Here is a 25,243-nt window from a genome sequence, read left to right on the forward strand (position 1 = left end):
TCTTTCATGAATCCCGAAATCGCCATCGACCTGTTCAAGACCACCGTGATGTTCGCGCTCTACATCGTGGCGCCGTTCCTGATCACGGTGATGGTGGTGGGCCTGCTTTCGAGTCTCCTGCAGTCCGTGACGTCCCTGCAGGAACCGACCCTCACCTTTGCGCCCAAGCTGATCGCCCTGGCGGGCCTCGCCCTCGTGCTCACGCCGTGGCTGCTGCGCTCGATCTCCGAGTTCACGATCACCATCATCAACCGGATGCCCGGCCTGGCCCATTGAACCCCGCTGCGGGAGCCGCCGCGGAAAATCCGCCGTCACATGAAGGCAGTCGCGCCTTTCGCCTCAGCTAGGACCGTCCGTCCGTTGATCGTCCCTTCACCATCGGCATGACCACCGCCTACCTGTTCACCTTCCTGATGGTGTTCCTCCGCGGGCTGGGACTCGTTTTCCTGCTGCCCTCGCTGGGCAACGACCGGAGCATCCCGCCGATGATCAAGGTCGCCCTGGCGCTCTGCCTCACGATCCTCCTCGGCGGCCTCGTCCCCGAGGGGCGGCTGCCGGCTGATATCTGGGCGCTTGTGTTGGCCGGGGCGGGGGAGCTGGTCCTCGGCCTCGCCATGGGTTTCATGGTCCGCACGACCTTTGCCGCGGTCGAGATGGCCGCCCGCCTGATGTCCTCGGAAATCGGCCTCGCCGCCACCCCCGGCTTCGGGGCGCCGGAGCTGGCCTCCGAGCCCCTCGCCGCGTTCGTCATGGCGCTGTCGGTCCTCCTGTTCTTTTTGTTTGGCGCCCACCTCACTGTCCTGACCGCCTTTGCCCGCAGTTTTGATTTTGCGCCGCCCGGTCTGCCGATCATCGGCGCCGGGGCGGGGGAGCAGGTCATCGTCGCCACCGGTCGGGTGATCGAACTCGGCCTGCGCATCGCCGCCCCCTTCATCGCGCTGAACTTCCTGATCACCCTGGCGTTCTCCGTCCTGGGTCGCGCCGTGCAGCGCATGAACGTCTTTATCCTCAGCCTTTCCGTGAAGGTTTTCCTCGGCCTCGGCCTGCTCGCCACGTCCGGCTCGCTCATCGCCCGTTACCTCTACCTCGAGTTCGGCGAGATCCCCAGCCAGATGCTGCTGTTGGTGACGAAGTAGGCCTCCCCTTGCTGCTCCCGCCAGGTCACCGAGGCTCGCCCCTGGCTTCCTTGGAACGCGGACGACCCCGCCCAGGGCCCGGCGGCGCACGCTGGCACTCTCCCTCTGCCGCCGTCCTCTTCCCGGCAAATATTGCCGGAAAAAATCAGCGTTTTTTTGCTCAAGTTTGCCTGCAACCGGTCGCCGGATACTAAAAATTCTAAGTGTTGGAGCACAAGGGTTAGCGAGTGGTACGGATTCCTTGGCATCTGCGTTGCTATTTATCGGATCACACCGATGTCCGATACCGACCAAGACCAAAAAACCGAGCAGCCCACCGGCAAGCGCCTCAGCGAAGCCGCGGACAAGGGGCAGTTTGCGAAGAGTCAGGAACTGTCGGTGCTGTTCAGCCTGGCCGCGGCGCTGGGGGTGCTGGGTTTCACCACCAACACCACCGCCAGCAGCGTCGCCGAGTACACCGTCGGCGTGTTTTCCAGTTTCGCCCGGAGCCCCGTCGAGCTTACCACGGTGCCGGGCTACCTGCGTGACCTCATGCTCGTCGCGGGTGGCGGCCTCCTGCCGGTCCTCCTGGCCTGCGCCACCGCCGCCGCCCTCGTTGGCGGCATCCAAAGCGGTTTCCAGATGTCCCCGAAGGCCGTCGGCTTCAAGCCCGAGAGCCTCAACCCCGTCGCCGGTTTCCAGCGCATCTTCTCGAAGACCACGATGGTCCGGGCCGGGCTCGATCTGCTCAAGCTTATCGCCATCGGTTTCACCCTCTTCCTCGGCGCCCGCACCCTGCTGGGTGATCCGCTGTTCAGCGCGCCGGTCGAGGCCGCGTATCTCGGCACCTTCCTCAACAACGCCGCGCTCACCTTCTTCAGCCGCCTCCTGCTCTCTCTCGGCGTCATCGCCGCCCTCAGCTACGCCTGGGAGAAGTACAAGACCAACCAGGACCTCATGATGACCAAGCAGGAGGTCAAGGATGAGCACAAGAACCAGGAGGGCGACGCGCACGTCAAGGGCGCCATGCGCCGCATGGCCCGCCGCCTCATGCAGAAGCAGATGCTCGACTCCGTCGCCACCGCCGACGTCGTCGTCACCAACCCGACCCACTTCGCCGTCGTCCTCAAGTACGAGCGCGGCAAGGATAAGGCCCCCGTCGTCCTCGCCAAGGGCGAGAATCGCTTCGCCCAGCGCCTCAAGGCCCTCGCCGCCGAGCACGGCGTGCCGATGGTCGAGAACAAGCCCGTCGCCCGCCTGCTCTACGCCATGGGCGAGGTGGGGGAGGGCATCCCGCCCGATCTCTACCAGGCCGTGGCCGAGATCCTCGCGGTCGTCTACCGCACCCACCGTTACTACTTCCACCAGCTCAAGACCCGCCGGCTCGAGACCGCCGCCTGAGCCAACCAAGTAAGAATTAAGAAGTAAGAAGGAATAAATCCGAACCACCACCCAAGCCTCCGCTCCGCCACTGCTTAATTCTTCCTTCTTACTTCTTCCTTTCCCTCCCGTGCCCGTTTCCAGTTCCAACTCCATCACCCGCCTGCTGCAGCGCGCCGACCTGCTCTTCGCCTTCGGCCTGTTCGGGACGGTGCTGCTCCTGGTGCTGCCGGTGCCGCCGTTCATCATCGACGTGCTGCTGGCCCTCAACATCGGCATGTCGCTGCTCGTGCTGTTGGCCATCGTCTACGTGAAGGATCCGCCCGAGTTCTCCGGCTTCCCCGTGATGCTCCTCGGCCTCACGCTCTTCCGCCTCGCGCTTAACATCAGCTCCACCCGCCAGATCCTCGCCACCGGCTACGCGGGCGAGATCATCGAGTCCTTCGGTCACTTCGTCATCCAGGGCAACTACGTCGTCGGTGCGGTGGTGTTCATCATCCTGGTTTTGATCAACTTCGTCGTCATCACCAAGGGTGCCGGCCGCATCGCCGAGGTGAGCGCGCGTTTCACCCTCGATGCCCTCCCCGGCAAACAGATGGCCATCGATGCCGAGCTCAACGCCGGCATCATCGACGAGGTCACGGCCACCGCCCGCCGCCTCAAGGTGCAGAAAGAAGCCGACTTCTACGGCGCGATGGACGGCGCCTCCAAGTTCGTGCGCGGCGATGCCGTCGCCGGCATCCTGATCACCCTCGTCAACGTCCTCGGTGGCTTCGCCATCGGCGTGCTTCAGATGGGCCTGTCCCTCGGCGAGTCGCTCCAGAAGTTCACCCTCCTCTCGATCGGTGACGGTCTCGTCTCGCAGATCCCGGCCCTCATCATCTCCATCGGCGCCGGCCTCCTCGTCACCCGCGCCTCCGACAACAACAACATCGGTGCCCAGATCGCCGGCCAGATCGTCCGCTACCCGCGCGCCCTGAAGCTCGCCGCCGGGTGCATGGCCGTCTTCGGCCTCATGCCCGGCATGCCGCTCATCCCCTTCATGGGCCTCGCCGGCCTGGCCATGTTCGCCGCCCGCTCCTTCAAGGATACCGAGGGTGGGGAAGCAGAGCTGGCCCCCGTGGCCGCCAAGCCCGGTGCCAAGGGCACCGCCACCCCCGCCGGCAAGCCGGGTGAGGCGGGGACCACCGCGACCGCCGCCCCCGCCACCGAGGACGTCCGCAAGCTCACCGAGGTCGACACCTTCTCCATCGAGATCGGCTACGGCCTGCTCCCGCTCGCCGAGGTCCGCAACGGCGGCGACCTGCTCGCCCGCGTCACCGGCGTCCGCAAGACCCTCGCTCGCGAGAAGGGCATTGTCGTCCCGCCGGTCTCCGTGCGCGACAACCTCGAGCTTGAGGCCAATGACTACCGCTTCCTGCTCCGCGGCAAGCCGCTCGCCCGCGGAACCATCCTGCCCGGCCGCCTCCTCGCCATGAATGTCGCCGGCAGCACCATCAAGCTCCGCGGCCAGCCCACCCGCGAGCCCGTCTTCAACCTCGAGGCCACCTGGATCGACGAGGGCGAACGCAAGACCGCCGAGCTGAACAATTTCACCGTGGTGGATCCGTCGTCCGTCCTGATCACGCACCTTTCCGAGACCCTCAAGGCCAACTCCCACCTGCTGCTGGGCCGCCAGGATGTCTCCTCGCTCATCGACCACCTCAAGGGCTCGCATGCCGCGCTCGTCGCCGAGCTGCTGCCCGATCTCGTCAACCTCGGCATCATCCAGCGCGTCCTCCAGAACCTCCTGCGCGAGGGCATCGCGATCATCAACCTGCCCATCATCCTCGAGGGCATCGCCGACTTCGCCTCGCTCTCGAAGAATCCCGATGACCTCAGCGAACTCGTCCGCCGCCGCCTCGGCATCTACTTCGTCCCCGAGCTGGAATCCCGCCCCGGCGCGCTCCGCGCCATCACGCTGGATCCGCGCTTTGAGCAGGTGCTCGGCACCAAGGTCCACCGTTCCCCGACCGATGTCGGCCTCTCCCTCGACCCGGCGACCGGCCGTCACCTCATCGACCAGCTCAACCGCCACATCGCGACCCTCACCACCGCCGGCGCCGCCGCCGTCCTGGTCGTCTCCACCGAGAATCGCCTGCCCGTGAAACGCTTCCTCGAGCCGTCCTTCCCGCGTCTCACCGTGCTGGCCTACCAGGAGCTGCCGGCCTCCACCGAGATTGAGAACGCCGGCATCATCCCGCTCCCGCTCCACCTCCAGCGCCAGGAACCCGTGAAGGCCGCCGCCTAACGAACCCAAGTAAGAATTAAGAAGGAAGAAGGACGAAACTAAGCCACCCGAACCGGAAACCGACCCTTTCTTAATTCTTCCTTCTTACTTCTTCCTTTCTCCCCTCATGTCTTCCGCCACCCTCAACGCCGCCCCCGGAACTTGCTACAAGTTCACCGTGAACAACGCCCACGAGGCCGCCGCGGTCATCCGTGAGCGCCTCGGCGAGCACGCCCGCGTGCTTTCCGTGCGGCAGGTTGAACCCTCCGGCCTTCGGGGGCTCTGGGCCAACCCGAAGCTCGAGGTCATCGCTTCGCTCGATCAACCCGAGCCGGCCCCGGCAGCTTCGCCCGCCCGGCACCTGCTCGCGACCTCCGACGAGGCGGCCACCCCGGTCGCGGTCGCCAGCACCCCGACCGTGCTCCGCGCCGCCCCGCGCGCTTCCCGCATCGAACTCGCGCCCCTGCTGCGCCGTTCCGGTTTCTCCGAGGCCATCCTCGCTCGGCTCGAAAGCTCCCCGGCCTGGCCCTCCCTGCAGGAAATGCCCCTGCACCGCGCCCTCGTCGAAACCGGCCGCTACCTGCGCCGCGTCGCCGGCGCCCGCCGCGCCGTCGCGCCGCTCACTCGCGCCGCCTTCTTCGGTCCCGCCGGCACCGGGCGCACCACCGCCCTCTGCAAGTGGCTCGCCACCGAGGTCTCCCGCCGCGCCCGCACCGGCCACGTCGTGACCGCGGAGTTCGACCAGCCCGTCTCCCGCGGCGCCCTGCCGGTCCTCTGCGAGGCGCTCGGCATCCCGCTCGCGCACTTCCCGGCCTCCACCCGGCCCGCCACTCCCGGCGGCTTTGTCTACTTCGACCTGCCCGCGCTCTCCCTCCGCGATCCCGCCGCCAACGTCGCCCTCGCCGATTTTCTCTCTCGCGAGCAGATCACCGAGCGCGTCCTCGTGCTCAACGCCGCCTACGGCCACGCCGCCCTCCGCGCCGGTTATGCCCGCGGCCGCGAACTCGGCGCCACCCACGTCATCTTCACCCATCTCGACGAGCTCGCCCAGTGGGGTGGCCTCTGGGACTACCTCATCGACGGCGGCCTCGAGCCGCTCTTCCTCTCCACCGGCCCCGCCCTCACCGGCGACGGCGAGGACGACGTCTTCGACGCTCTCACCCGCCGCACCCTGCCCATCGTCGCCGACCCCGAGCCCGCGCCGGACGCCGACGACTCCACGGAGGACGCCGCATGAAATTCGTCTTCCTTTGCGGCGGGGCCCTCGGGTTCGGCGTCGGCCTGGTCACCAGCTGGCTCCTCGACCACGCGCCCGACCGCGTGCTCCTGGACGCCGCCGTCGGCTGCCTCGCCGGCGCCATGCTCTTCCGCTGGTTCTGGACCATCGTGCTCGCGGGTCTCCGCGACACCGTTCTCGCCCGCTATCACGCCTCTCTCGCCACCCCGGCTCCCGCCCCGACGGCTCCCGCCGCCAAGGCCAAGTAATCCCTTCCTCAACCCACACCTGAATCATGAAAACCGCTGCTGCTCTAAAAACCCAAGACGGCGGCATGGATGCCACCAAGCCCGCGACCGCCGCCTGGCGTGTCTATCAGGGCGTAACCACCGGCGCAATCGATGAAAAGGATTTGATCGTGCGCTTCCTCCCGCTAGTCCGCAATGTTGTGGACCGCATCAAGCTGACGCTGCCGCCGCACATCGATGCCGACGACCTCTACAGCGTGGGCGTCACCGGCCTGCTCGCCGCCGTCCGCAAATACAATCCCGAGCAGGGCAACACCTTCGCCGGCTACGCCGCCACCCGCATCCGGGGCGCCGTGCTCGACGAGCTCCGCCGCCTGGACTGGTGCCCGCGCCGCGCCCGGGCCCGGGCCCGCAAGCTCAAGGAATCCATCAACGACCTTGAGCAACGCCTCGGCCGCACCGCCACCGAGGACGAGATCTGCGAGGAAATGGGCGTCAGCCAGGCCGAATACCGCAAGTGGCTCGACGAATCCCGTCCCCTGACCTTCGTCGCCCTCGATTCCCACGCCGCCGGCGAGGAGTCGGAAGGCGCTTCCCTGCACGAGTTTCTGGCCGACGACAACGACGTCACCGGTCGCGAGACCCTCGAGAAGGAGGAGCTCCTCAAACTTCTCACTCAAAGGATGGCCGATCTGCCCGATATACCACGGAAGATACTTGCCATGTATTACTTCGAAAAAATGCGGCTCGCCGAAATCGCCGAGGTCTTCGGTCTCACCGAGTCCCGCATCTGCCAAATCCATTCCCAGACCATCCTGGGCCTGCGGTCCTACCTCGGTCGCGCCCGCAACAAATAGAGAAACCGTTTTTGCACCCTCCGTTCCCACTATCGCCTGACCACGACCGGGCGGGATCCCTGTATCCCGCCTCCGGGCGTTCCCGCAGCGGTTCCCGGCCGGCTTTTTTCACTCCCCTCCCACCATGCTGATCCTCATCGGGGTATTCATCGTCTTTGCCGCCACCATCGGCGGTTTCATGATGGCCGGGGGCCACCCGGGCGTACTGCTGCATTTGTCGGAATTCGTCGTGATTCTCGGCATCGCCCTGGGCGTGCTGGTCATCGCCACCCCGATGCACGTCATGATGGAGATCATCCACAAGACGAAGGACGCCCTGGCCGGCAAGACGCCGGTCAAAAAGGATTTCTTCGAGCTGCTCAAACTGCTCTACGAGCTGTTCATGACCGGCCGCCGCAACGGCCTCATCGCCCTCGAGGAACATGTGATGGACCCGTCCAAGAGCGCCCTCTTCCAACGATACCCGTCCGTCCTCGCCCACCACGAGCGCCTCCACTTCCTCATTAACGGCCTGAAACCCGTCATCGACGGCAAGATCAAGCCCGACCAGCTCGAGGACCTCATGGCCGCCGAGCTCAAGGCCAAGGAGCTGGAGATGGACCACCCGGTCCACGCCATGCAGATGATCGGCGACTCGCTGCCCGCCATCGGCATCGTCGCCGCCGTGCTCGGCATCATCAACACCATGTCCGCCATCGCCGAGGGCCCCGAGGTGGTCGGCGAGAAGGTCGCCGCCGCCCTCACCGGCACCCTGCTCGGCATCTTCGTCGCCTACGGCTTCGTCAATCCCCTCGCCGGCCGCATCCGCTCCAACAACGCGTCTGACATGCTTTGCTTCAATTGCATCATGCACGCCGTCGCCGGCTTCGCCAAGGGCCTCGCCCCGCTGACCGCCATCGAGGTCGCCCGCCGCTCGCTCGACGGCTCCGTCCAGCCCGGCGCCGACGAACTCGAGGCCGCCGTCAAGGGCCTGGGCACCGGCAAGTAACCCAAGAACCATGATGAAGTATCAAGTAACAAGGATCAGGACTGCTGTCTGCGCCTCCCGCGTCGGGATGGCTGCTGGGCTTTCCTGTCACTTCTCCTGACCATGGCCGGAGGAGGTGGAGCATGGAAAGTGGCTTTCGCGGACTTCATGACCGCGCTGATGGCGCTTTTCCTGGTGCTGTGGATCTCCGCCCAGGACAAAAAGATTCTCATCGCCACCTCCAAGTATTTCCAGAGCCCCTTCAGCTCCCCGATGGACGACCACTCGGGCATCATGCCCTTCAACAAGCAGAGCGACAGCAACAGCAGCCCCAAGGAATCCGAGGACTCCGCCGGCGAGGAAAAGCCCTCCAGCAAGGACAAGCAGATCGAGCTCAGCTTCCTCAACTCCGTCGCCGCCGATTTCTACCGCCTGCTCCACCTCGACCAGACGCTCGACCAGAAACCCATCGACGTCCAGGTCACCTCCGATGGTCTCCGCCTCACGCTCTTCGACCGGCCCAACCAGCCGCTGTTCAAAAACGACGGCGTGGAGTTCACGGAGTGGGGCATCCATCTGTTGCAGTCCATGGCCTGGCTGATCGACCGGCACCGCTTCCGGGTCACGATCGATGGTCACACCCGGGCGGGCCTCGTGCTGCCCCGGGAGGAATATACCGCGTGGGAACTCTCGTCCGATCGGGCCAACGCCGCCCGCCGTCTGCTCGTGTATTATGCGGTCGAGGCCGAACTGATCGAACGGGTCACCGGCTACGCTGCAACCGTGCCCCTCCCCAACGAGGACCCGGCTGCGGAGGCCAACCAGCGCATCACTCTCAGCCTCGCCCTCGGCCAGAAGGCCCGCGAGAAACTCAAGACCGCCGGCGCCACGACCCTTCCGGCGGCCCCGCCCGCCGGGCCGGCCCTCAAACCCGTGGCCGCCCTCGCTCACTGACCCGCCCCGCGGCCCTTTTTTCCATGAAGCCCTTTCTCTCCGGCAAGCGGACCCACGAAACCGCCCCGCTCCGTTCCCTGCATCTCCATGCCGCCAGCACACCCGTGCGTCCGGCCAACCCCGCGCCCGAGGGCCCGGTCGTCGAGGTCATCAAGGAGGGCGACAAGGTTGTCCGCATCCTCGTCACCTGCGCTTGCGGGGAGAAAATCGAGGTCGACTGCCTCTATCCCGTCGGCAGCTGAGCGCATAAAGCGTTGTCAGTATTCGGGCTGAGGTTGGTCCAGCGAACCGGGGGAAGCGCCCCCCTGGTGTGCGCTTGATGGATTAATTGGCTCACGCCCCGCCTCGTGTCCTTTTCCCGCCCTAGCGTTCTCCGTGCCCCTTTGCGCGAGGCAGGATGTCGGGCAGGCGAATCCTCGCTCAGGCAAGAATTGCCGGCCGAGGTCTGGCCCAGCCCCCAAGTGAAACGGGCCCGGATTTAGATATTTTTAAGTCATTATCCGTAAGAGGGTAGGGTGGGTGGCAAAGTCCTTGGCACCGACAGTGCTAAAGTCGGGTTCACATGAACATCGGGCTATACCAGAGTGCCGCCTCCCTTGCCGCTTTAGAGCGGTGGCAGGAGAATGTTTCCCAAAACATCACCTCGGCCCAGACCTCCGGTTACCGCAAGCGCACGATCCAGTTCAGTACGGAGAACGCGGGTGAGATCCGCCCCGACAACAACAGCAAGACCGGCGTCGATGCCGGCGTGCCCGCCATCTTCCCCCGGACTTCCGCCGGCATCAACTTCCTGTCCGGTGAGACGATGCCCACCCGCCGCGAACTCGACATCGCCATCCAAGGCGACGGCTTCTTCGAGGTCCAGATGCCCGACGGCGAGAAAGCCTACACCCGCAGCGGCGAGTTTCGCCTGCGCCCCGACCGCACCCTGGTCACCTCGGCCGGTCTGGAGGTCTTGAGCAACTCCGGCGACCCCTTTGTCCTCCTCCCCGGTGGCGGCCCCGTGGTCGTCAACCAGGACGGCACCCTCTTCCAGGGCAACACCGCCCTCGGCAAACTCTCGATCCAGCGTTTTGGCAACACCGCCGCCCTGATGCCGACTTCCGGCGGCATGTTCAAGGCCGGCCCCGGCGCCGCGATGGAAGAGGTGGAGGAACCCGACCTCATGCAGGGCTACCTCGAGCAGAGCAATGTCCAGCCCCTCCGCGAGATGGTCGACCTCGTCCTCATCTCCCGCGCCTACGAGGCCAACCAGAAGATGATCACCGCCATCGACCAGCAGATGGAGAAGGCCCTCCAGGCCCTCGGTTGAGCCGCCCCCCTTCCATGAATTCCCCATACAGACAGCCGCAATCACGACTGCATGGCCGCGCCCGGTATGGGGCCGGGCCGGCCCCAATTTCCCCGTCAGCGTTCCGCTCCTCCCTCCTATGAACCTCTCGCTCTACTCCGCGGCCACGGGCATGGAGGCCCAGCAGCTCAACCTCAACACGATCGCCAACAACCTGGCGAACGTGAACACCCCCGGCTTCAAGCGCAGCAAGATCGAGTTCCAGGATCTGCTCTACCAGAAGCCCCGCGCCTCGGGCTCCGACTCCGGCGGCGGCAACATCGTCCCCACCGGCATCGAGGTCGGCAACGGCGCGCGCGTCGCCGCCACCTCCAAGGTTTTCACCCAGGGCCAGCTCACCAACACCGGTGAGAACCTCGACGTCGCCCTCCAAGGCGACGGCTTCTTCGAGATCCAGCGCCCCGACGGCACGCTCGCTTACACCCGCGACGGCTCCTTCAAGATGAATGCCCAAGGCGCGGTCGTCACCATCGACGGTCTCCCCGTCCTCAGCGGCTTCCAGCCCATCCCCGCCGGCACCACCTCCATCTCTCTCTCCGAGGACGGCAACGTCACCCTCCAGTCCGCCGGCGGCAGCCAGACCTTCCGCCTCACGCTCACCCGCTTCTCCAATCCCGCCGGCCTGCGCTCGCTCGGCGGCAACATGTACGAGGAGACCGCCGCCTCCGGCACCCCCGAGACCGGCAATCCCGGCGAGGCCGGCTTCGCCCGCACCATCCAGGGCTACATCGAGGCCTCCAACGTTAACATCGTCGAGGAGATGGTGAACCTCATCGTCGCCCAGCGCGCCTACGAGGTGAATTCCAAGTCCATCCAAGCCTCCGACGAGATGCTCCAGAACGTCGCCAATCTCAAACGCTGACCGCCATGCGTCGCCTCCTTTTCCTGCTCACCCTCCTCCTGGCCGCCTCCGCCCGCGCGGACGCGCCGGTTTCGCCCGGCCCGCTTACCCAGGACGCCTTCGTCGGCGCGATCACCCGCGAGCTGGTTTCCCATTTCAACCTCGAGGGCGATCTCCAGCTTGAGCTGCTCCGCCCCTGGGCATCGCCGGCGTCATTGGCCCGCGACTGGCAGGTCGTCATCACCGAGTATCCTTCCGTCGCCACCGCGGCCATGCTCCTGCGCTGCCGCGTGCTGGCTGACGGCGAACCCTCGTCCGATCTCACCATCACCCTCCGCGCCGCGCTCTGGCGCGATGCCTGGTCCGCCCGCCAGCCGCTGGCCCACCAAGCCACCTTCGATCCCTCCCTGCTCGAGGTCCGCCGCGTCGACCTCTTCCGCGACCGCGACGCCCTCCCGGCCGCCGTCGGCGACGCCTCCTACTTGTTTGTCCGCGCCGTGCAGGCCGGCCGCATCGTCACCTGGCGCGACATCGCCCGCCGCCCCCTTGTCAAGAAGGGCGACATGGTCGAAGTCAGCGCCGCCGAGGGCAGCCTGGTCATCTCCATGAAAGCCCTCGCCCTCCAGAGCGGCGCCCAGGGCGAGGCCGTCACCCTCCGCAATCTCGAATCCCGCAAGGATTTTACCGCCTTTGTCATCGATGAAAACCGTGTCCAAGTCCGCTTCTAAGCACGCGGCTTGCGCCGCGCTCCTCCTCACCGCCGCGGTCACCGCGTCGGCCAGCTCGCTCTGGCCGGCCCAGAACACCCGCGGCATGCTCGCCGACCGCCGCGCCTCCCGCGTGGGCGACATCATCACCGTCGTCGTCTCTGAGATCGCCACCGCTTCCAGCAACCAGTCCAAGTCATCCAACCGCGACTCCAGCCTCGAGGACGCCATCGGCCAGTTCGTCTTCAGCCAGGCCGCCTCCGGCCTGCTCACCCACAAGGGCGAACTGCCCGCCACCAGCGCCACCGGCACGGCCAACTACAGCGGCGGCGGCCAGGTCAACAATTCCCAGACCCTGATCGCCCGCGCCGCCGTCCTCGTCACCGACGTCCTGCCCAACGGCAACCTCGTCATCGAGGGCGCCCGCCAGGTCTCCTTCTCCGGCGAGACCCAGTATGTCGTCCTCCACGGCCTCGTGCGCCCGGACGATGTCACCGCCGCCAACACCGTCCTTTCCAGCAACGTCGCCGACGCCCGCGTCGAGTTCCTCAGCGAGGGCAACCTCACCGATGCGCAGAAGCGCGGCTGGCTCGCCAAGGTCTACGAAAAGCTCCGCCCCTTTTAAATCCCTCCAGCTGTCATGACACGGATGTTGCCCAGACTGCTCTCCCTCGCCCTCGCGCTGCTCACCACCGGCGCGCTGCAGGCTTCGCGCGTGAAGGACCTGACCCTCATCGAGGGCGGGCGCGACAATCAGCTGGTCGGCTACGGCATCGTGGTCGGCCTCGCCGGTGACGGCGACAGCAACGCGGTCTCCACCCTCCGCGCCGTCTCCAACATCCTCTCCCGTCACGGCCTCAACGTCGACTCCACCGAAATCAAGGCCAAGAACGTCGCCGCCGTCATGCTCACGGCCGACATCGCCGCCTTCCTCAAGCCCGGCGCGCGCATCGATGTCACCGTTGCGGCCATGGGCGACGCCAAGTCCCTCCAGGGCGGCGTGCTCCTCCAGACCCCGCTCATCGGTGCCGACGGCCGCGTCTACGCCGTCGCCCAGGGCCCCGTCGCCATCGGCGGCTTCCTCGGCGGTGCCGGCGGTGCCGGCGGCGCCACCGTCCAGAAGAACCACCCGACCGTCGGCAGCATCAGCAACGGCGCCATCGTCGAGCGCGAGATCGCCGCCGAGTTCGTGACCGACAACACCCTCCGCCTTCTCCTGCACAACCCCGATTTCACCTCCGCCGCTCGCATGGCCGACGCTATCAACGACCGCTACCCGGGCTCCGCCCATGCCGTCGACGCCGCCACCATCAAGGTCGGCCTCCCCGCCGAATACGCGGGCCGCGACGTCGCCTTCCTCGCCGACCTCGGCACCGTCCAGGTCGAACCCGATACCCTCGCCCGCATCGTGATCAACGAGCGCACCGGCACCATCGTCGCCACCTCCACCGTCCGCCTCTCCCAGGTCGCCATCGCCCACGGCTCGCTGACGATCACCGTCACGTCGAACGTCGGCGTCAGCCAGCCCAATTCCTTCAGCCCGAACGGCCAGACCGTCGCCGTCCCCACCACCCAGACGGCCGTCAGCGAGGGCAAGGGCGGGTTCACCGTCCTCAACGAGTCCCCGAGCATCGAGCGCCTCGCCGCCGCCCTCAACTCCCTCGGCGTCTCCACCCGCGACATGATGGCCATCTTCCAGTCCCTCAAACGCTCCGGCGCCCTCCAGGCCGAACTGGTCATCAATTAAGAAGTAAGAAGGAAGAATTAATAAGTACCGAACCACCGAACCGAACCACCGCCTCCAAGAATTTCTTCCTTCTTACTTCATCCTTTCCTCCCATGTCCGCCGTCGCACCCATCAGCCCGAACACCGCCGCCGCCGCCGCCCTCGCGGGCAGCGGCAAGCCCGCCGCCCTCCGCGCCCTGCCGAAGAGCGAGCAGGTTCGCGCTGCGGCCGGGCAGTTCGAGGCGATCATCCTGCGCCAGCTGCTCTCCGACAGCGTCGGCAAGATCATGGGCGATGGTCCCGCCGGCAACATGTACGGTTTCATGCTCACCGACGTCATCGCCAGCAAGCTGAGCGAGGGTGGGGGGCTCGGTCTGTCCGGCATGCTCACGCAACAACTCTCGCCCCGCGCCTCCCTCGCCGAGGCCGACCCGACGGAGGATTCCAAATGAACGAAGCCTGGCCCATTATCGCGGAGTCCCTCCGCACCGAGATCGCCGGCTTCGGCGGCCTCCTCAACCTCTTCGAGCGGCAGCAGCAAAGCCTCTTCGCCCGCGACACCGAGGCCGTCCTCCACCTCAGCGGCGAGATCGAAGCCCATACCCGCGTCATGGCTGAGCACCGGGCCAACCGCGAGCAGATCGTCGGCGCATTTGCCCTGGCCCACCAGCAGCCCGCCACCGCCACCCTCCGCTCCCTGCTCTCCTTCATCCCCGCCGACGCGCGCCCGCTCCTCGAGGCCCTCATCGACGAGGTCAACGTGCTCATCCATCGCGTCCGCCGCCTCACCCGCCAGAACCACAGCCTCCTCGCCCGCACGGTCGAGACGCACCAGGAACTCCTCCGCACCCTCCGGCCCGACGCCTTCCTGCACACCTATTCCCCCTCCGGTCGCAAGAGCCTCACATCCAACGCCCGCACCGCCGGCACGTTGCAGGCCGCTGGCTGAACCAACCAAGTAAGAATTAAAAAGTAAGACGGATGAAAATCCGACCCACCGAACGAAACCCTTCCCCTCAGATTTCTTAATTCTTCCTTCCTCCTTCTTAATTTTCCTCCCATGTCCGGCCTATTCTCCACCCTCAATTCCAGCTCGATGGCGCTCGATGCGCACAGTCGTGCCATTGAGACCAGCGGCAAGAACCTGGCCAACGTCAACAACCCCAACTACGCCCGCCAGCGCGTGGTCTACGGCGACCGCGGCACGGTCGAGACCCCCGACGGCGTGCAGAGCCTCGGCCTCGAGGTGCTGGCCGTCCGCCAGCTCCGCGACATCCTCCTCGACCGCCAGCTCATGCGCGAGATCGGCCTCGGTGGCTCCCTCGACGCCGAGCAGCAGGCTCTCCAGCGCGCCCAGGCCGGCCTCGGCCAGAACATCGACGGCAGCTCCGCCCTCACCGGTTCCTCCACTGGCGGCCTCGCTGCCGGTCTCGATAATTTCTTCAACGCCTTCCAGAGCCTCGCCGCCCGGCCCACCGACATGGGCACGCGTCAGACGCTCCTCCAAAAGGCCGCCATCCTCACCGACTCCCTGCAGGAGGCCGACACCCGCCTGAGCCAGGTGCAGAGCGACATCGACGCCGGCATCGGCGCCGAGGTCAGCGAGGTGAACACCCTCCTCGACACCCTGGCGGGCCTCAACGCGCAGATCGCCCGCTTCGAGGTTTCCCGCCCTGGCATCGCCGTCGACCTCCGCGACCAGCGCCAGGCCCGCCTCGAGGAACTCGCGGCCATCCTGCCCGTCGAGGTGCGCGACATGGGCGACGGCCAGGTGCGCCTCGTCGCCAAGGACGCGGGCAACACCGACATCATCCTGCTCGAGGGGCCGACCGTGAACGGCACGATCGCCTTCAACGGGACCGCTATCACCGGCGGTTCCCCCGCCACGACCATCGCCCTCGGCTCCGGCTCCATCCACGGGGCGCTCGCCGCCCGCGACGGCGCGGTCCAGACCCTCCGCGACAACCTCGACCTGCTCGCCGAGCAACTCGTCACCTCGGTCAACGCCGCCTACAATCCCTCCGCCACCCCGGGCGCGGACTTCTTCGCCCCGGCCGGCACCACCGCCGCCACCATCGCGGTGCGCAGCGGCCTCACCGCCTCCAGCCTCGTCACCGGCACTGGCGCCGCGGGCGATAACACAATCGCGATCGCCGTGGCGGGCCTCGCGAACCAGACTTTCTCCACCGGCTCCGGCGATCTCATCGACGGCACCCTCGGCCAGTTCTATTCCCGCTCCGTCAGCGACCTCGGCCAGGCCCTCGCCACCGCCACCGCCCGCGCCGCCGACCAGGACAAGATCCAGCAGCTCGTCCGCAACCAGCGCGACACCGTCAGCGGCGTCTCCCTCGACGAGGAAATGGCCGACCTCGTGCGCTTCCAGCGCGCCTTCCAGGCCTCCTCCCGCGTCTTCTCCGTCGTCGACGAGCTTCTCGACACCATCGTCAACCGGCTCGGCTAACGCCCCCCATGAGAATCGCCTCCAACACCATCCAGGATAACATCGTCCGCCAGATCCAGTCGCTGGGCGTGCAGACGGCGAAGCTGCAGAACCAGGTGGCGTCCGGCCAGCGCATCACGCAGGCCGATGAGGATCCCGCGGCCGCCGGTCGCGTGCTCAACCAGCAGAGCGAACTCCGCCGTGTCGACCAGTTTGACCGCAACGCCACCCGTGCCCTCGAGATCAGCCAGGCCACGTTTGCCGGGCTCGGCGACGTGAAGGAGATCTCCACCCGCGCCGGCGAACTCGCCACCCTCGGCCGCTCCACCGCCGGCCCGGACGCCCTTCAGGCCTACTCCGCCGAGGTCAACCAACTCATCGAACAGCTGCTGCAGGTCGGCAACACCCGCCTCGGCAGCGATTACCTCTTCGCCGGGACCGCCGTCGACACCCCGCCGTTCTCCGTCACCCGCGACGGCGCCGGCAATGTCACCGCCGCCACCTACGACGGCGACAACGCGACCGCCAACATTCCCCTCTCCGAGGTCGCCAGCGTTTCCCCCTTCAGCAGCGGCGCGACCAACCAGTCCGTGCGCGACTTGCTCAACCAGCTGGTCGGCCTGCGCGACGCCTTCAACGCCAACGACAGCGCCGGCATCGCCACCGCCCAGGCCGCCCTCATCAACGGCGAGGACGACCTCGTCTCCGCCCTCGCCAACACCGGCGCCGTCCAGATGCGCATCGAGGTCAACCGCACCCAGCAGCAGGCTCGCGGCGACAGCCTCGTGAGCCTCGTCGCCGGCGAGACCAGCGCCGACCTGCCCGATACCATCGTGCGCTTGAACCAATCGCAGGTCGCCTACCAGGCCGCCCTCCAGTCCGCCGCCAGCATCATGAAAATTTCCCTCCTCGATTACATCCGCTGAGCTGCTGCTCCCTCTGCTTAACCTCCCACCCTGATACCCTTCCACCACCCGCCATGAAAGTCCTGCCTGACCTCCCGACCACCGCCGTGATGACCCCGCCGCCCGCCGCCAACAGCTTCGAGCTGCCCCAGGGCATCATCGGCTTCAAGGAATACACCCGCGCCGAGATCCTCTACGTCCCGGACCACCTCCCGTTCCTCTGGCTCAAGCTCCACCGCGCCGCCGATGCCGTGCACTTCATCGTCATCGAGCCCGCCGGACTCGTCCCCGGCTACGTGCCCGAGCTCTTCGATTCCGACGCCGAGGCCCTCGACCTGCGCAGCGCCTCCGAGGCCATGCTGCTCAATATCGTCACCCTCAAGAACCAGAACCCCCTCGACGCCGTCGTGAACCTGGTCGGCCCCATCGTGGTCAACCGCCGCACGCGGATCGCCCGCCAGCTCGTCATCTCCAACTACTCGCAATACAGCGCCCACTGGCCGCTGGTCGACGCCGCCACCACCCGCGCCACCGCCTGAGTCGCTCCGCCACACCCGGACCGACCTGCCACCCACCACCTAACCTTCTACGATCAGATTACTGGACCCAAGCCCGACGGATCCCAGCCCTGATCTTACTCAAATGCTCGTCTTATCCCGCAAGGCCAATGAGGCCATCATCATCGGTGATGGCATCGAGATCCGCATCAACCGCATCGAAGGCGACGTGGTCAAGATCGGCATCATCGCCCCCCGTGACGTGCCGATCTTCCGCAAGGAAGTGCACAGCGCCATCGTTGCCAGCAACCAGGCCGCCGCCCTGCCGCACTCCGCGCAGACCCTGCCCGCCCTGCCCAAAATTTCCCGGCCCAAGGATTTAGGACCGGTCTCACCCCCCATGGATGGCGTCAAACCTGCCGGTCGCCGCAATGGCGCGGCGGCATAAAACCACAGAACCCACGCCACCACCATGAGCGTCATCAATACCAACATCCAGGCCATCGCGGCTGCCCGCAACCTCAACGCCTCTCAGGAAATGCTCGGCCGCTCGCTGTCGCGCCTTTCCTCCGGCTCCAAGATCGTCAACCCGTCCGACGACGCCGCCGGCCTCGCCGTGTCCGAGAAATTGGACGCCCAAGGCCGCCGCGTCAAAGCGGCCATCACCAACGTCCAGAACGCCGTCTCCTATGTGCAGACGGCCGACGGCTTCATGTCCGGCATGACCAAGATCCTCTCGCGCATGAGCGAGCTCGCGATCCTGGCCAAGGACGTCACCAAGAACTCCACCGACATCGACCTCTACTCGCAGGAGTTCACCGCCCTGCAGGACCAGCTCCGCGCCACCATCGGCGGTTCCTCCGCCGACATCGGCGGTACGGCTGACATCTCCGCCCCGCTCGGTGCCTTCAACGGCATCTCGCTCTTCGGCTCGACCACCGGCGGCGGCCTCACCGTCACCATCGGCCAGGCCGTCGGCCAGGAGATGACCATCGGCGCCTCCGACCTGCGCACCGGCGACATGCTCGCCATCATTGACCAGGACGGCACCGGCGCCTACTCGCTCGGCCTGTCCGACACCAACGCCATTGAGGCCATCACCGACGCCATCCAGCACGTCGCCACCGAGCGCGCCTCCCTCGGCGCCTCGCAGTCCCGCCTCGAACTCGCCGCCACCACGCTGCAGGTCGAATTTGAGAACCTCAGCTCCGCCATCTCACGCATCCGCGACGTGGACGTGGCCGAGGAATCCACCCAGTTCGCGAAGTACAACATCCTCGTGCAGTCCGGCACCGCCATGCTCTCGCAGGCCAACCAGACCCCGCGCAGCGTGTTGCAGCTCCTCCAGCAGGGTTAATCCCTGACCTTTGATTCCCCGGCCGGACCTTCCCCCTAACCGGGCGGGTCCGGCCTTTTTTTGCCCGCTCCGCTCTCACCCTGGAGCGTGGGCGACCCCGCCCGCGATTACGTCCACCCACCCACCGCCCGCCCGACCCCACGGCGGGGTCGCTGTGACTCCATAACTGCCCACCGGCCCCATCTGACTCGGATGCCCGGGTGGAAACTCACCTCAGGGCTGGTTGGCCCGCCGCCCTCCTTAACCCGGCGCCGCCGACCCCGACACGCTCCGGTGCACCGCGTGCGCCAGTTCCTCGTTGGTGAACGGCTTGGATATCAGCGAGACGTAGCCCATCTGCTGCAGCATCTCGGGCGCGATGCGGGAATAGTAGCCGGACATAATGATCACGGGCAGGGAGGGCGCGAGGTTGCGGATCTCGGTCACCAGCTCCATGCCGTTCATGCCGGGCATGGTCTGGTCCGTCAGCAGCACGGCAAAATCCCCGATGCGGCCGCGGATCTCCTCCAGGCAGGCCGACGCCCGGTCGAAGGCAACCACCCGGTAGCCCGCGCGCTCAAGCGAGATCTGGGCAAAGCTGCGCACCAGATCCTCGTCATCCACGATCGCCACCAGTTCCCCGCGGCCCCGCGGCATGTCCGCGCTGGCGTTGCGCACCGGTGTTTCCTGCGCCTCCGCGACCGGCAGGAAAAAGGTGAAGGTCGTGCCCTGGCCGATCACGCTCTCGACGCTGATCGCTCCCTGGTGCGCCTGGATGATCCCGTGGACCATCGACAGCCCGAGTCCGGTGCCCTGGCCGACTTCCTTGGTCGTGAAGAAGGGATCGAAGATGCGCTTGCACGTCGTCTCGTCCATCCCATGCCCGCTGTCGCTGAAATCCAGCCGCACATACTGGCCGGGCGCGAGCTGGTTGAAGGATGAACTCTCCGCCACGGTCGCCGGCGAGAGCGTGATGCGCATCAGCCCGCCGGTCTGGTGCATGGCGTGCGCGGCATTGGAGCCGAGGTTCAGCAGCACCTGGTGGATCTGGCTGGCATCGGCCAGGACCGGTGCGCAATCGTCCGCCGCGCTGACCTCGATCCGGATGGTCGCCGGCACCGTCGCGCGCAGGAAGCGCCGGGCGTCCTCGACGATGGCTTTCAGCTCCACGGTCACCTTCTTGGCGCCGCTCTGCCGGCTGAAGGTGAGGATCTGGTCCACCAGTTCGCGGGCGCGCAGGCTGGCCTCGCGCGAGGCCTCGAGGTAGGGCCGCGATTCGTGATCCTCCGCCAGCCCGTCGAAGGCCAGGTCCTGGTAGCCGAGGATGCCCGTGAGGAGGTTGTTGAAGTCGTGGGCGATGCCGCCGGCCAGCGTGCCGAGTGTCTCCATCTTCTGGGCCTGGAACAGCTGGCTCTCCAGCTGGCGGCGCATCTCCTCCGCGTCGCGCCGGGCGGTGATGTCCTGGAAACCGCCGAAGAGACGCGTGACCCGGCCCAGCTGCGTCTCCGCCTGCCCGAGGATGCGGATCCACAGCGGGCGGCCGCGGGCGGTGGTGAAGGGGAGTTCCAGGTCGAAGGGCGTGCCATCCTCCCGCGCGCGCGCGAACGCCTCGTCCAGGACCGTGGCCGCCTCCGGGGAGAAGAAGGCCCGGATCGTTTCCGCCGTGGGCGTGAAGCCCAGGTCCACCTCATGGATGCGGTAGACTTCCGGCGCCCAGGTGAGCCGGCCGCTGGCCGTGTCCTCTTCCCACGCACCGATCTGCGCCAGCCGGTTGAGCTGCAGCGACAGCTGCTCGTTGTGCCGCAGCTTTTCCTCCAGCACCTTGCGGGTGGTGATGTCGGTCTGCGTGCCGACCAGGCGGAGCGGCTGGCCGTGGTCGTCCCGCGCCACCACCTTGCCGCGGTCGAGCATCCAGATCCAGTGACCGTCGCGGTGGCGCATCCGCAGCTCGCACTGGTAGTAGGGGCTCCGGCCCTCGAGGTGCTGCTGCATTGCGGCGTGGGCCACGGGCAGGTCCTCGGGGTGGACACGCGCGCTCCACTCCTCCGGCTGGGCGGCCAGCTGGGTGGGGTCCAGGCCCACCATCTCGGCGTACCGCTGGTCGCGGTACACCCGCTGGCGCTGCAGGTCCCAGTCCCACACGGCGTCGTTGTTGCTGGTCACGATCAGGCGCCAGCGCTCCTCGGAAATCCGCAGCTGCTCGCGCAGCTCGCGCGCGGCCGTCACATCCCGGTTCAACCCCACCAGCCGCCCCGGGGTGCCGTCGGGCTGCCGGATCAGGTAGCTGCGCATCTGCATGTACCGGGCGCTCCCGCCGGGCAGGATGATCCGGTACTCGGGCTCAAACTGGTCGCGCCGACCCGCGATGACTTCGTTCAGGTGATGCTGCACCTCGGGCCAGTCCTCCGGATGTACGCGCTGCCGCCAGGCCTCGATGCCGCCGGAGACATCGCTGCGCTCCAGGCCGTGCAGCTTGAGCAGGTGCTCGTCCCAGTACAGGCGGTCGGCCTTGAAATCGTATTCCCACACGCCGTAGCCCGCGGCGGTGATGACGAACTGCAGCCGCTCCGTCAGGCTGTCCATCTCCACCTCGCGTTCCTTCTCGCGCGTCTGGTCGCGGGCGAGGCCGACGACCCGGAGCAGCCGGCCCTCGGGGGAGAACTGGGGCTGCCCCTGGGCGCGCAGCTGCCGCACGTTGCCGTCGGGGCGCACGATGCGGTATTCGAAGATGAGGTTCTCCTCGGGCTCGAGCGCGTTCCAGTCGATCTGCCGGATGCGGGGCTGGTCGTCGGGGTGGATGCGGTTGAGCCAGTCCTCGTGCTTGCCGCTGAAGCCGGCCCCCTGCAGCCCGAAGATGGCCAGCATCGTGCCGTCCCACACCTGCTCCCCGGCGATCACGTCCCAGTCCCACACCCCGTAGCTGGAGCTGCGGAGGGCCAGCCGGTGGCGGTCGTTGAGCAGCTTGAGCTCGCGGGTGCGCATGGAGACTTCCTGCTGCAGCGAGGCGGCCTGGTGCTGCACCCGGTGGAGCAGGCGGTCGCGTTCCTGCTCCGTGCGGGTCTTGTCCTGGTCCAGCCGCTCGAGGCGGCGCAGCGAGAGCACGAGCACGGCCAGCAGCACAAAGGTGAAGGCCACGGTCGTGAACGCCAGCTGCTCGAGCCCGTCGGTCGGCGTGGCCGTCTCGACGCGGAGTTGCAGCAGGTAAAGCGCCGGCGGCAGGATGCCGGCCAGGATCAGCAGGCGGCGGCCGACCAGGCCGGTGGCGTTGTCGGCCTTGAGCGCCAGCACAAAGCCCGAGTTGAAATGGATCGTGACCAGCGCCAGGCCGAGGCACACGGCGCCCAGCGCGCCCAGTCCGGAGATGCCCGGGGCCGCGTCGGGGCTCACTGCCAGCCGGGTCATCAGGCTGAACAGGGCCAGGGCCAGGAGGATCGCCCCGAACAAGGCCGATGGGCTGAGCCAGATCCGCCGGGTGCGCTCTATCTGCAGGAGGCCCAGGCCGGCGAGGATCAGCATGGCGTTGTTGGTGACCCCCGGCTGGTGGACCACGCCCTGCGCCGCGCCGCCGGTCAACAGGCTGGCCGCGCCGCCCTGCCAGGCGGCCCCCAGGCCGAGGTACTCGCAAAAAAAGCCGCTCAGGCCGCCGAGCAGGATGAGCCCGCCCATGACATTGCTGGCGAGGGCGTGACCGGGTCGCTGCGTCCACTGCAGCAACAGCGCCGTGGCGGCCAGCACCAGGCCCAGCGCGTTGGCCGGCAGGAGCGGGGGCCAGTCGGCCCGCAACCGGGTCAGGCCCGCCAGGCCGGTCCACCAGCCGGCCAGCGCCAGCATCCCCGCCCCGAGGGCGAGCAGCGTGGCCGCCTGGCTGATGCGCCGCAGGATGTTTTCCGTGCGGTCGAGGGGCGGAAGGGAGGTGGTGGGCACCGGCATCGGTCGAAGCATCCATATCGGCACAACGCCTGGGAAAGTTAAACCCTATTTGTGGACCCGGACCGGCCAAGAAATGCGCTTAATTGCCGCGTGATTGTGACGAATCCAAGGCACGCAGCATGAAAACCAGAACCATCCTCATCCTCCTCTTCGTCACCCTCGGTCTCTGTCAGCTTCCCCTTCGTGCCGCCGATGGCATGGAGCCCCCGGTACCCGTGCGTACCGTGCCCCCCGTGTTTCCCGACGAACTGCGCCGCGCCGGCACCTCCGGCGTCGTGACCGTCAGCATCCTCATCGATGAAAAGGGCAACGTGCAGGAACCCAAGGTCATCAAGACCACCCACGAGGCCTTCTCCCAGCCGGCGATGGACGCGCTGTCCAAATGGAAGTTCAAGCCCGCCAAGCAGGCAGGCGAGGCCGTGGCGATGCGCGTGAACATCCCGATCCAGTTCAACAACAAGAGTTAATTCGGCTCCTGCTTTCCCGACCCCACCCCATGCAATTCAGCTCCCTCACCATCGGCCGGCGCATCGGTCTCGGCTTCTGTCTGATCCTGACCCTGCTTGCCGCCGTGGCCACGACGGCGTGGCTGGCCCTCGGCACCTCCGGGAAACGCCTCAACCAGTACGCGGGCAGCACTGAGGAGACCAACAAAGTCGCCGGGGTCGAGGCCGCGATGCTGGCGGTCAAACTCAGCGTCAACGAGTTCCTCGCCACCGGCTCGGAAACGAGCGCCGCCGCCTACCAGCAGGCCAAGACCGGCCTCGACGCCGCCATGGGCCACGCCCTCGAGTCGATCGCCGACCCGACCCGCACCGCCGCCCTCCGCGAGGCCGCCGCCTTGATCGCCAAGTATGACGCGTCGTTCCAGCGTGTCATCGCCACCACCAACCAGATGGCCACCGTGGTGCAGGACCGCCTGATCCCGCAGGGCCAGGGCATCGCCAAGGGCCTCGAGGAAATCCTCGCTGCCGCCCGCAACAACGGCGACATGAACGGTGCGTTCCAGGTCTCCACCGCCCTCAAGAGCTATTTCGAATCCAGCAGCAACGCGAACTCCTACCTCCTGACCTCACGGGCCGCCTACGCCGAGGCCGCCCAGGGCCAGATCAAGGCCGTCGCCGCCGCCGTCACCACCCTGCAAAACGACCAGGCCGAGCTCGTGAAGCTCGACGAAACCCTCAAGGACCCGGCCAAGGACGCGCTCCTCGTCGCCGCCGCCGCGGCCAGCGCCGGCTACGGCAAAAGCCTGGAGGAGATCATCGCCCTCAAGCAGCAGCGGACCACCATCCTCAAGGACGAACTCGACGTGATCGCGCCGCAGTTCACCGCCGCCCTTGGCCGCCTCCGCGAGGCCGTCACCCAGTTCCAGTCCCAGCTCGGCCAGTCCGGCCGCTCGGAGCAGACCCGCAGCGAGACCATCGTGCTCGGCTGCACCATCGGCGCCGGCCTCCTCGGCCTCGTCGTGGCCTGGTTCATCATCCGCGGCATCACCGTCCCCATCCTCAAGATCGCCAAGCAGCTCGCCCTCGAGTCGAGCCAGACCCACGCCGCCGCGCTGCAGGTTTCCTCCGCCAGCTCCTCCATGGCCGACGGCGCCAGCCGCCAGGCGGCTGCGCTCGAGGAGAGCAGCGCCTCCCTGCACGAGATGGCCAGCATGACCGCCCGCAATTCCGAGAGCGCCCAGTCCGCCAAGGGCCTCGCCGCCGAGGCCCGCACCGCCGCCGACGACGGCGCCCGCGACATGACCGCCATGCGCGACGCCATGACCGCGATCAAGTCGTCCAGCTCCGAGATTTCCAAGATCATCAAGACGATCGACGAGATCGCCTTCCAGACCAACATCCTCGCCCTCAATGCCGCCGTCGAGGCCGCCCGTGCCGGTGAGGCCGGCGCCGGTTTCGCGGTCGTCGCCGAGGAGGTTCGCAACCTCGCCCAGCGCAGCGCGCAGGCCGCCAAGGAGACCGCCGTCAAGATCGAGGACGCCTCCGCCAAGAGCGAGCAGGGCGCCACCATCAGCGGCCAGGTCGCCGGCAGCCTCGACCGGATCGTCGAGCGTATCCGCCAGCTCGACGAGATGGTCGGCGGCATCGCCCAGGCTTCCAGCGAGCAGAGCGAGGGCATTGGCCAGCTCAACCAGGCCGTCGCGGGTATGGACAAGATCACCCAATCCAATGCGGCCCTCGCGGAACAGTCCGCCAGCTCGGCCGACGAGATGAAGGCCCAGTCCGCGCAGGTGAAGAACGCCGTCGACGACCTGCTCCACATGGTCCAGGGCTTCGCCGACCAGCCGGCCACCGGGGCGATCGTCTCGCCCGCCCGGCCCGTCCGTCAGGAGCACGCTGCCGCCCCGGCCCCGGCCAAGACCAAGACTTCCGCCATCAAGACCCCCGTGCTCCCGTCCGCGCGTTCCTCCGCGCAGCCGGCGACCATGGAGTGGAACGACTGAGCCGCACCCTATAGCGGTGGTCCCGCCCGCGTTTGATCACGCTCTTGCCTTTGCG

General features: G+C 67.2%; 25 protein-coding genes. 24 read left to right on the forward strand and 1 reads right to left on the reverse strand.

The annotated features are described in order from the left end of the window. The first annotated feature begins 6 nt into the window (after positions 1-6). The 22 genes from Verru16B_RS10880 (at position 7) to Verru16B_RS10985 (ending at position 18,830) form a co-directional block, all read left to right on the forward strand. Positions 7-276: a flagellar biosynthetic protein FliQ gene (locus tag Verru16B_RS10880; protein ID WP_069962308.1), complete on the forward strand. Its 270-nt coding sequence runs from the start codon at positions 7-9 to the stop codon at positions 274-276. A 107-nt stretch (positions 277-383) separates the two neighbouring features. Then, a complete protein-coding gene (locus tag Verru16B_RS10885) occupies positions 384-1,136 on the forward strand; it encodes a flagellar biosynthetic protein FliR (protein WP_069962309.1) in 753 nt (250 codons plus the stop codon). 276 nt (positions 1,137-1,412) lie between these two features. Beyond that, positions 1,413-2,516, forward strand: coding sequence for an EscU/YscU/HrcU family type III secretion system export apparatus switch protein (locus Verru16B_RS10890; protein WP_069962310.1), 1,104 nt, complete (start codon positions 1,413-1,415; stop codon positions 2,514-2,516). A 109-nt stretch (positions 2,517-2,625) separates the two neighbouring features. Next, positions 2,626-4,785 (forward strand): flagellar biosynthesis protein FlhA, encoded by a 2,160-nt coding sequence (gene flhA, locus Verru16B_RS10895; protein WP_083270280.1) that lies wholly within the window; start codon positions 2,626-2,628, stop codon positions 4,783-4,785. 106 nt (positions 4,786-4,891) lie between these two features. Then, positions 4,892-6,001, forward strand: coding sequence for a hypothetical protein (locus Verru16B_RS10900; protein ID WP_069962311.1), 1,110 nt, complete (start codon positions 4,892-4,894; stop codon positions 5,999-6,001). Beyond that, positions 5,998-6,249: a hypothetical protein gene (locus Verru16B_RS10905; protein WP_069962312.1), complete on the forward strand. Its 252-nt coding sequence runs from the start codon at positions 5,998-6,000 to the stop codon at positions 6,247-6,249. The genes Verru16B_RS10900 and Verru16B_RS10905 overlap by 4 nt, the downstream gene beginning before the upstream one ends. 26 nt (positions 6,250-6,275) lie before the next feature. Then, entirely contained in the window at positions 6,276-7,085 is an 810-nt protein-coding gene (locus tag Verru16B_RS10910) for a sigma-70 family RNA polymerase sigma factor (protein ID WP_069962313.1), read from the forward strand. Between the two features lie 124 nt (positions 7,086-7,209). Beyond that, complete coding sequence (locus tag Verru16B_RS10915) at positions 7,210-8,073, forward strand: motility-associated protein (protein WP_069962314.1); 864 nt, start codon at positions 7,210-7,212, stop codon at positions 8,071-8,073. Between the two features lie 102 nt (positions 8,074-8,175). Continuing rightward, positions 8,176-9,006 (forward strand): flagellar motor protein MotB, encoded by an 831-nt coding sequence (locus Verru16B_RS10920; RefSeq protein WP_083270281.1) that lies wholly within the window; start codon positions 8,176-8,178, stop codon positions 9,004-9,006. A gap of 23 nt (positions 9,007-9,029) precedes the next feature. Further along, positions 9,030-9,248 (forward strand): hypothetical protein, encoded by a 219-nt coding sequence (locus tag Verru16B_RS10925; protein ID WP_069962316.1) that lies wholly within the window; start codon positions 9,030-9,032, stop codon positions 9,246-9,248. Between the two features lie 320 nt (positions 9,249-9,568). Beyond that, on the forward strand, positions 9,569-10,318 hold the full coding sequence (locus tag Verru16B_RS10930) for a flagellar hook-basal body protein (RefSeq protein ID WP_069962317.1): 750 nt from the start codon (positions 9,569-9,571) through the stop codon (positions 10,316-10,318). Positions 10,319-10,436: 118 nt separating this feature from the next. After that, complete coding sequence (gene flgG, locus Verru16B_RS10935; RefSeq protein ID WP_069962318.1) at positions 10,437-11,219, forward strand: flagellar basal-body rod protein FlgG; 783 nt, start codon at positions 10,437-10,439, stop codon at positions 11,217-11,219. Between the two features lie 5 nt (positions 11,220-11,224). Continuing rightward, positions 11,225-11,926 (forward strand): flagellar basal body P-ring formation chaperone FlgA, encoded by a 702-nt coding sequence (flgA, locus tag Verru16B_RS10940; RefSeq protein WP_069962319.1) that lies wholly within the window; start codon positions 11,225-11,227, stop codon positions 11,924-11,926. Continuing rightward, a complete protein-coding gene (locus tag Verru16B_RS10945; protein ID WP_069962320.1) occupies positions 11,898-12,530 on the forward strand; it encodes a flagellar basal body L-ring protein FlgH in 633 nt (210 codons plus the stop codon). The genes flgA and Verru16B_RS10945 overlap by 29 nt, the downstream gene beginning before the upstream one ends. Positions 12,531-12,554: 24 nt before the next feature. Next, positions 12,555-13,652, forward strand: coding sequence for a flagellar basal body P-ring protein FlgI (locus tag Verru16B_RS10950; protein ID WP_237023392.1), 1,098 nt, complete (start codon positions 12,555-12,557; stop codon positions 13,650-13,652). A gap of 92 nt (positions 13,653-13,744) precedes the next feature. Then, positions 13,745-14,083: a rod-binding protein gene (locus Verru16B_RS10955; RefSeq protein ID WP_069962322.1), complete on the forward strand. Its 339-nt coding sequence runs from the start codon at positions 13,745-13,747 to the stop codon at positions 14,081-14,083. Continuing rightward, positions 14,080-14,580 carry a flagellar protein FlgN gene (locus tag Verru16B_RS10960; protein ID WP_069962323.1) on the forward strand — a complete coding sequence of 167 codons (501 nt, stop codon included), beginning with the start codon at positions 14,080-14,082 and terminating at the stop codon, positions 14,578-14,580. Before Verru16B_RS10955 ends, Verru16B_RS10960 begins: the two co-directional genes overlap by 4 nt. A gap of 111 nt (positions 14,581-14,691) precedes the next feature. Continuing rightward, a complete protein-coding gene (gene flgK / locus Verru16B_RS10965) occupies positions 14,692-16,092 on the forward strand; it encodes a flagellar hook-associated protein FlgK (protein ID WP_069962324.1) in 1,401 nt (466 codons plus the stop codon). A gap of 8 nt (positions 16,093-16,100) precedes the next feature. Then, the gene (gene flgL / locus Verru16B_RS10970) at positions 16,101-16,997 is read left to right on the forward strand and encodes a flagellar hook-associated protein FlgL (protein WP_069962325.1); all 897 of its coding nucleotides are present in this window, start codon (positions 16,101-16,103) and stop codon (positions 16,995-16,997) included. A gap of 53 nt (positions 16,998-17,050) precedes the next feature. Further along, the gene (gene fliW, locus Verru16B_RS10975; protein ID WP_069962326.1) at positions 17,051-17,515 is read left to right on the forward strand and encodes a flagellar assembly protein FliW; all 465 of its coding nucleotides are present in this window, start codon (positions 17,051-17,053) and stop codon (positions 17,513-17,515) included. A 103-nt stretch (positions 17,516-17,618) separates the two neighbouring features. After that, positions 17,619-17,921: a carbon storage regulator CsrA gene (csrA, locus tag Verru16B_RS10980; protein WP_083270282.1), complete on the forward strand. Its 303-nt coding sequence runs from the start codon at positions 17,619-17,621 to the stop codon at positions 17,919-17,921. Between the two features lie 24 nt (positions 17,922-17,945). Next, positions 17,946-18,830 (forward strand): flagellin, encoded by an 885-nt coding sequence (locus tag Verru16B_RS10985; RefSeq protein ID WP_069962327.1) that lies wholly within the window; start codon positions 17,946-17,948, stop codon positions 18,828-18,830. A 240-nt stretch (positions 18,831-19,070) separates the two neighbouring features. Here Verru16B_RS10985 and Verru16B_RS10990 read toward each other — a convergent pair whose 3' ends face one another. Further along, entirely contained in the window at positions 19,071-22,733 is a 3,663-nt protein-coding gene (locus Verru16B_RS10990; RefSeq protein WP_169829288.1) for a hybrid sensor histidine kinase/response regulator, read from the reverse strand. A 125-nt stretch (positions 22,734-22,858) separates the two neighbouring features. Between Verru16B_RS10990 and Verru16B_RS10995 the strand changes: the two genes are divergently transcribed. Next, complete coding sequence (locus Verru16B_RS10995) at positions 22,859-23,206, forward strand: energy transducer TonB (RefSeq protein WP_069962329.1); 348 nt, start codon at positions 22,859-22,861, stop codon at positions 23,204-23,206. 29 nt (positions 23,207-23,235) lie between these two features. Next, on the forward strand, positions 23,236-25,188 hold the full coding sequence (locus Verru16B_RS19135) for a methyl-accepting chemotaxis protein (RefSeq protein ID WP_069962330.1): 1,953 nt from the start codon (positions 23,236-23,238) through the stop codon (positions 25,186-25,188). The last annotated feature ends 55 nt before the right edge of the window (positions 25,189-25,243 follow it).

Source organism: Lacunisphaera limnophila, from assembly GCF_001746835.1.
Lineage (GTDB): Bacteria > Verrucomicrobiota > Verrucomicrobiia > Opitutales > Opitutaceae > Lacunisphaera > Lacunisphaera limnophila.

Excerpts from the sequence above, each read along its gene's own strand:
- Verru16B_RS10985 (WP_069962327.1), top strand. The coding sequence starts at position 17,946 with ATGAGCGTCATCAATACCAACATCCAGGCCATCGCGGCTGCCCGCAAC.
- Verru16B_RS10960 (WP_069962323.1), top strand. The coding sequence starts at position 14,080 with ATGAACGAAGCCTGGCCCATTATCGCGGAGTCCCTCCGCACCGAGATC.
- Verru16B_RS10955 (WP_069962322.1), top strand. The coding sequence starts at position 13,745 with ATGTCCGCCGTCGCACCCATCAGCCCGAACACCGCCGCCGCCGCCGCC.
- Verru16B_RS10885 (WP_069962309.1), top strand. The coding sequence starts at position 384 with ATGACCACCGCCTACCTGTTCACCTTCCTGATGGTGTTCCTCCGCGGG.
- flgA (WP_069962319.1), top strand. The coding sequence starts at position 11,225 with ATGCGTCGCCTCCTTTTCCTGCTCACCCTCCTCCTGGCCGCCTCCGCC.
- Verru16B_RS10900 (WP_069962311.1), top strand. The coding sequence starts at position 4,892 with ATGTCTTCCGCCACCCTCAACGCCGCCCCCGGAACTTGCTACAAGTTC.
- Verru16B_RS10880 (WP_069962308.1), top strand. The coding sequence starts at position 7 with ATGAATCCCGAAATCGCCATCGACCTGTTCAAGACCACCGTGATGTTC.
- Verru16B_RS10945 (WP_069962320.1), top strand. The coding sequence starts at position 11,898 with ATGAAAACCGTGTCCAAGTCCGCTTCTAAGCACGCGGCTTGCGCCGCG.
- Verru16B_RS10890 (WP_069962310.1), top strand. The coding sequence starts at position 1,413 with ATGTCCGATACCGACCAAGACCAAAAAACCGAGCAGCCCACCGGCAAG.
- Verru16B_RS10925 (WP_069962316.1), top strand. The coding sequence starts at position 9,030 with ATGAAGCCCTTTCTCTCCGGCAAGCGGACCCACGAAACCGCCCCGCTC.
- Verru16B_RS10995 (WP_069962329.1), top strand. The coding sequence starts at position 22,859 with ATGAAAACCAGAACCATCCTCATCCTCCTCTTCGTCACCCTCGGTCTC.
- Verru16B_RS10915 (WP_069962314.1), top strand. The coding sequence starts at position 7,210 with ATGCTGATCCTCATCGGGGTATTCATCGTCTTTGCCGCCACCATCGGC.
- Verru16B_RS10905 (WP_069962312.1), top strand. The coding sequence starts at position 5,998 with ATGAAATTCGTCTTCCTTTGCGGCGGGGCCCTCGGGTTCGGCGTCGGC.
- flgL (WP_069962325.1), top strand. The coding sequence starts at position 16,101 with ATGAGAATCGCCTCCAACACCATCCAGGATAACATCGTCCGCCAGATC.
- csrA (WP_083270282.1), top strand. The coding sequence starts at position 17,619 with ATGCTCGTCTTATCCCGCAAGGCCAATGAGGCCATCATCATCGGTGAT.
- Verru16B_RS19135 (WP_069962330.1), top strand. The coding sequence starts at position 23,236 with ATGCAATTCAGCTCCCTCACCATCGGCCGGCGCATCGGTCTCGGCTTC.
- fliW (WP_069962326.1), top strand. The coding sequence starts at position 17,051 with ATGAAAGTCCTGCCTGACCTCCCGACCACCGCCGTGATGACCCCGCCG.
- flgG (WP_069962318.1), top strand. The coding sequence starts at position 10,437 with ATGAACCTCTCGCTCTACTCCGCGGCCACGGGCATGGAGGCCCAGCAG.
- Verru16B_RS10920 (WP_083270281.1), top strand. The coding sequence starts at position 8,176 with ATGGCCGGAGGAGGTGGAGCATGGAAAGTGGCTTTCGCGGACTTCATG.
- Verru16B_RS10950 (WP_237023392.1), top strand. The coding sequence starts at position 12,555 with ATGTTGCCCAGACTGCTCTCCCTCGCCCTCGCGCTGCTCACCACCGGC.
- Verru16B_RS10910 (WP_069962313.1), top strand. The coding sequence starts at position 6,276 with ATGAAAACCGCTGCTGCTCTAAAAACCCAAGACGGCGGCATGGATGCC.
- Verru16B_RS10930 (WP_069962317.1), top strand. The coding sequence starts at position 9,569 with ATGAACATCGGGCTATACCAGAGTGCCGCCTCCCTTGCCGCTTTAGAG.
- flgK (WP_069962324.1), top strand. The coding sequence starts at position 14,692 with ATGTCCGGCCTATTCTCCACCCTCAATTCCAGCTCGATGGCGCTCGAT.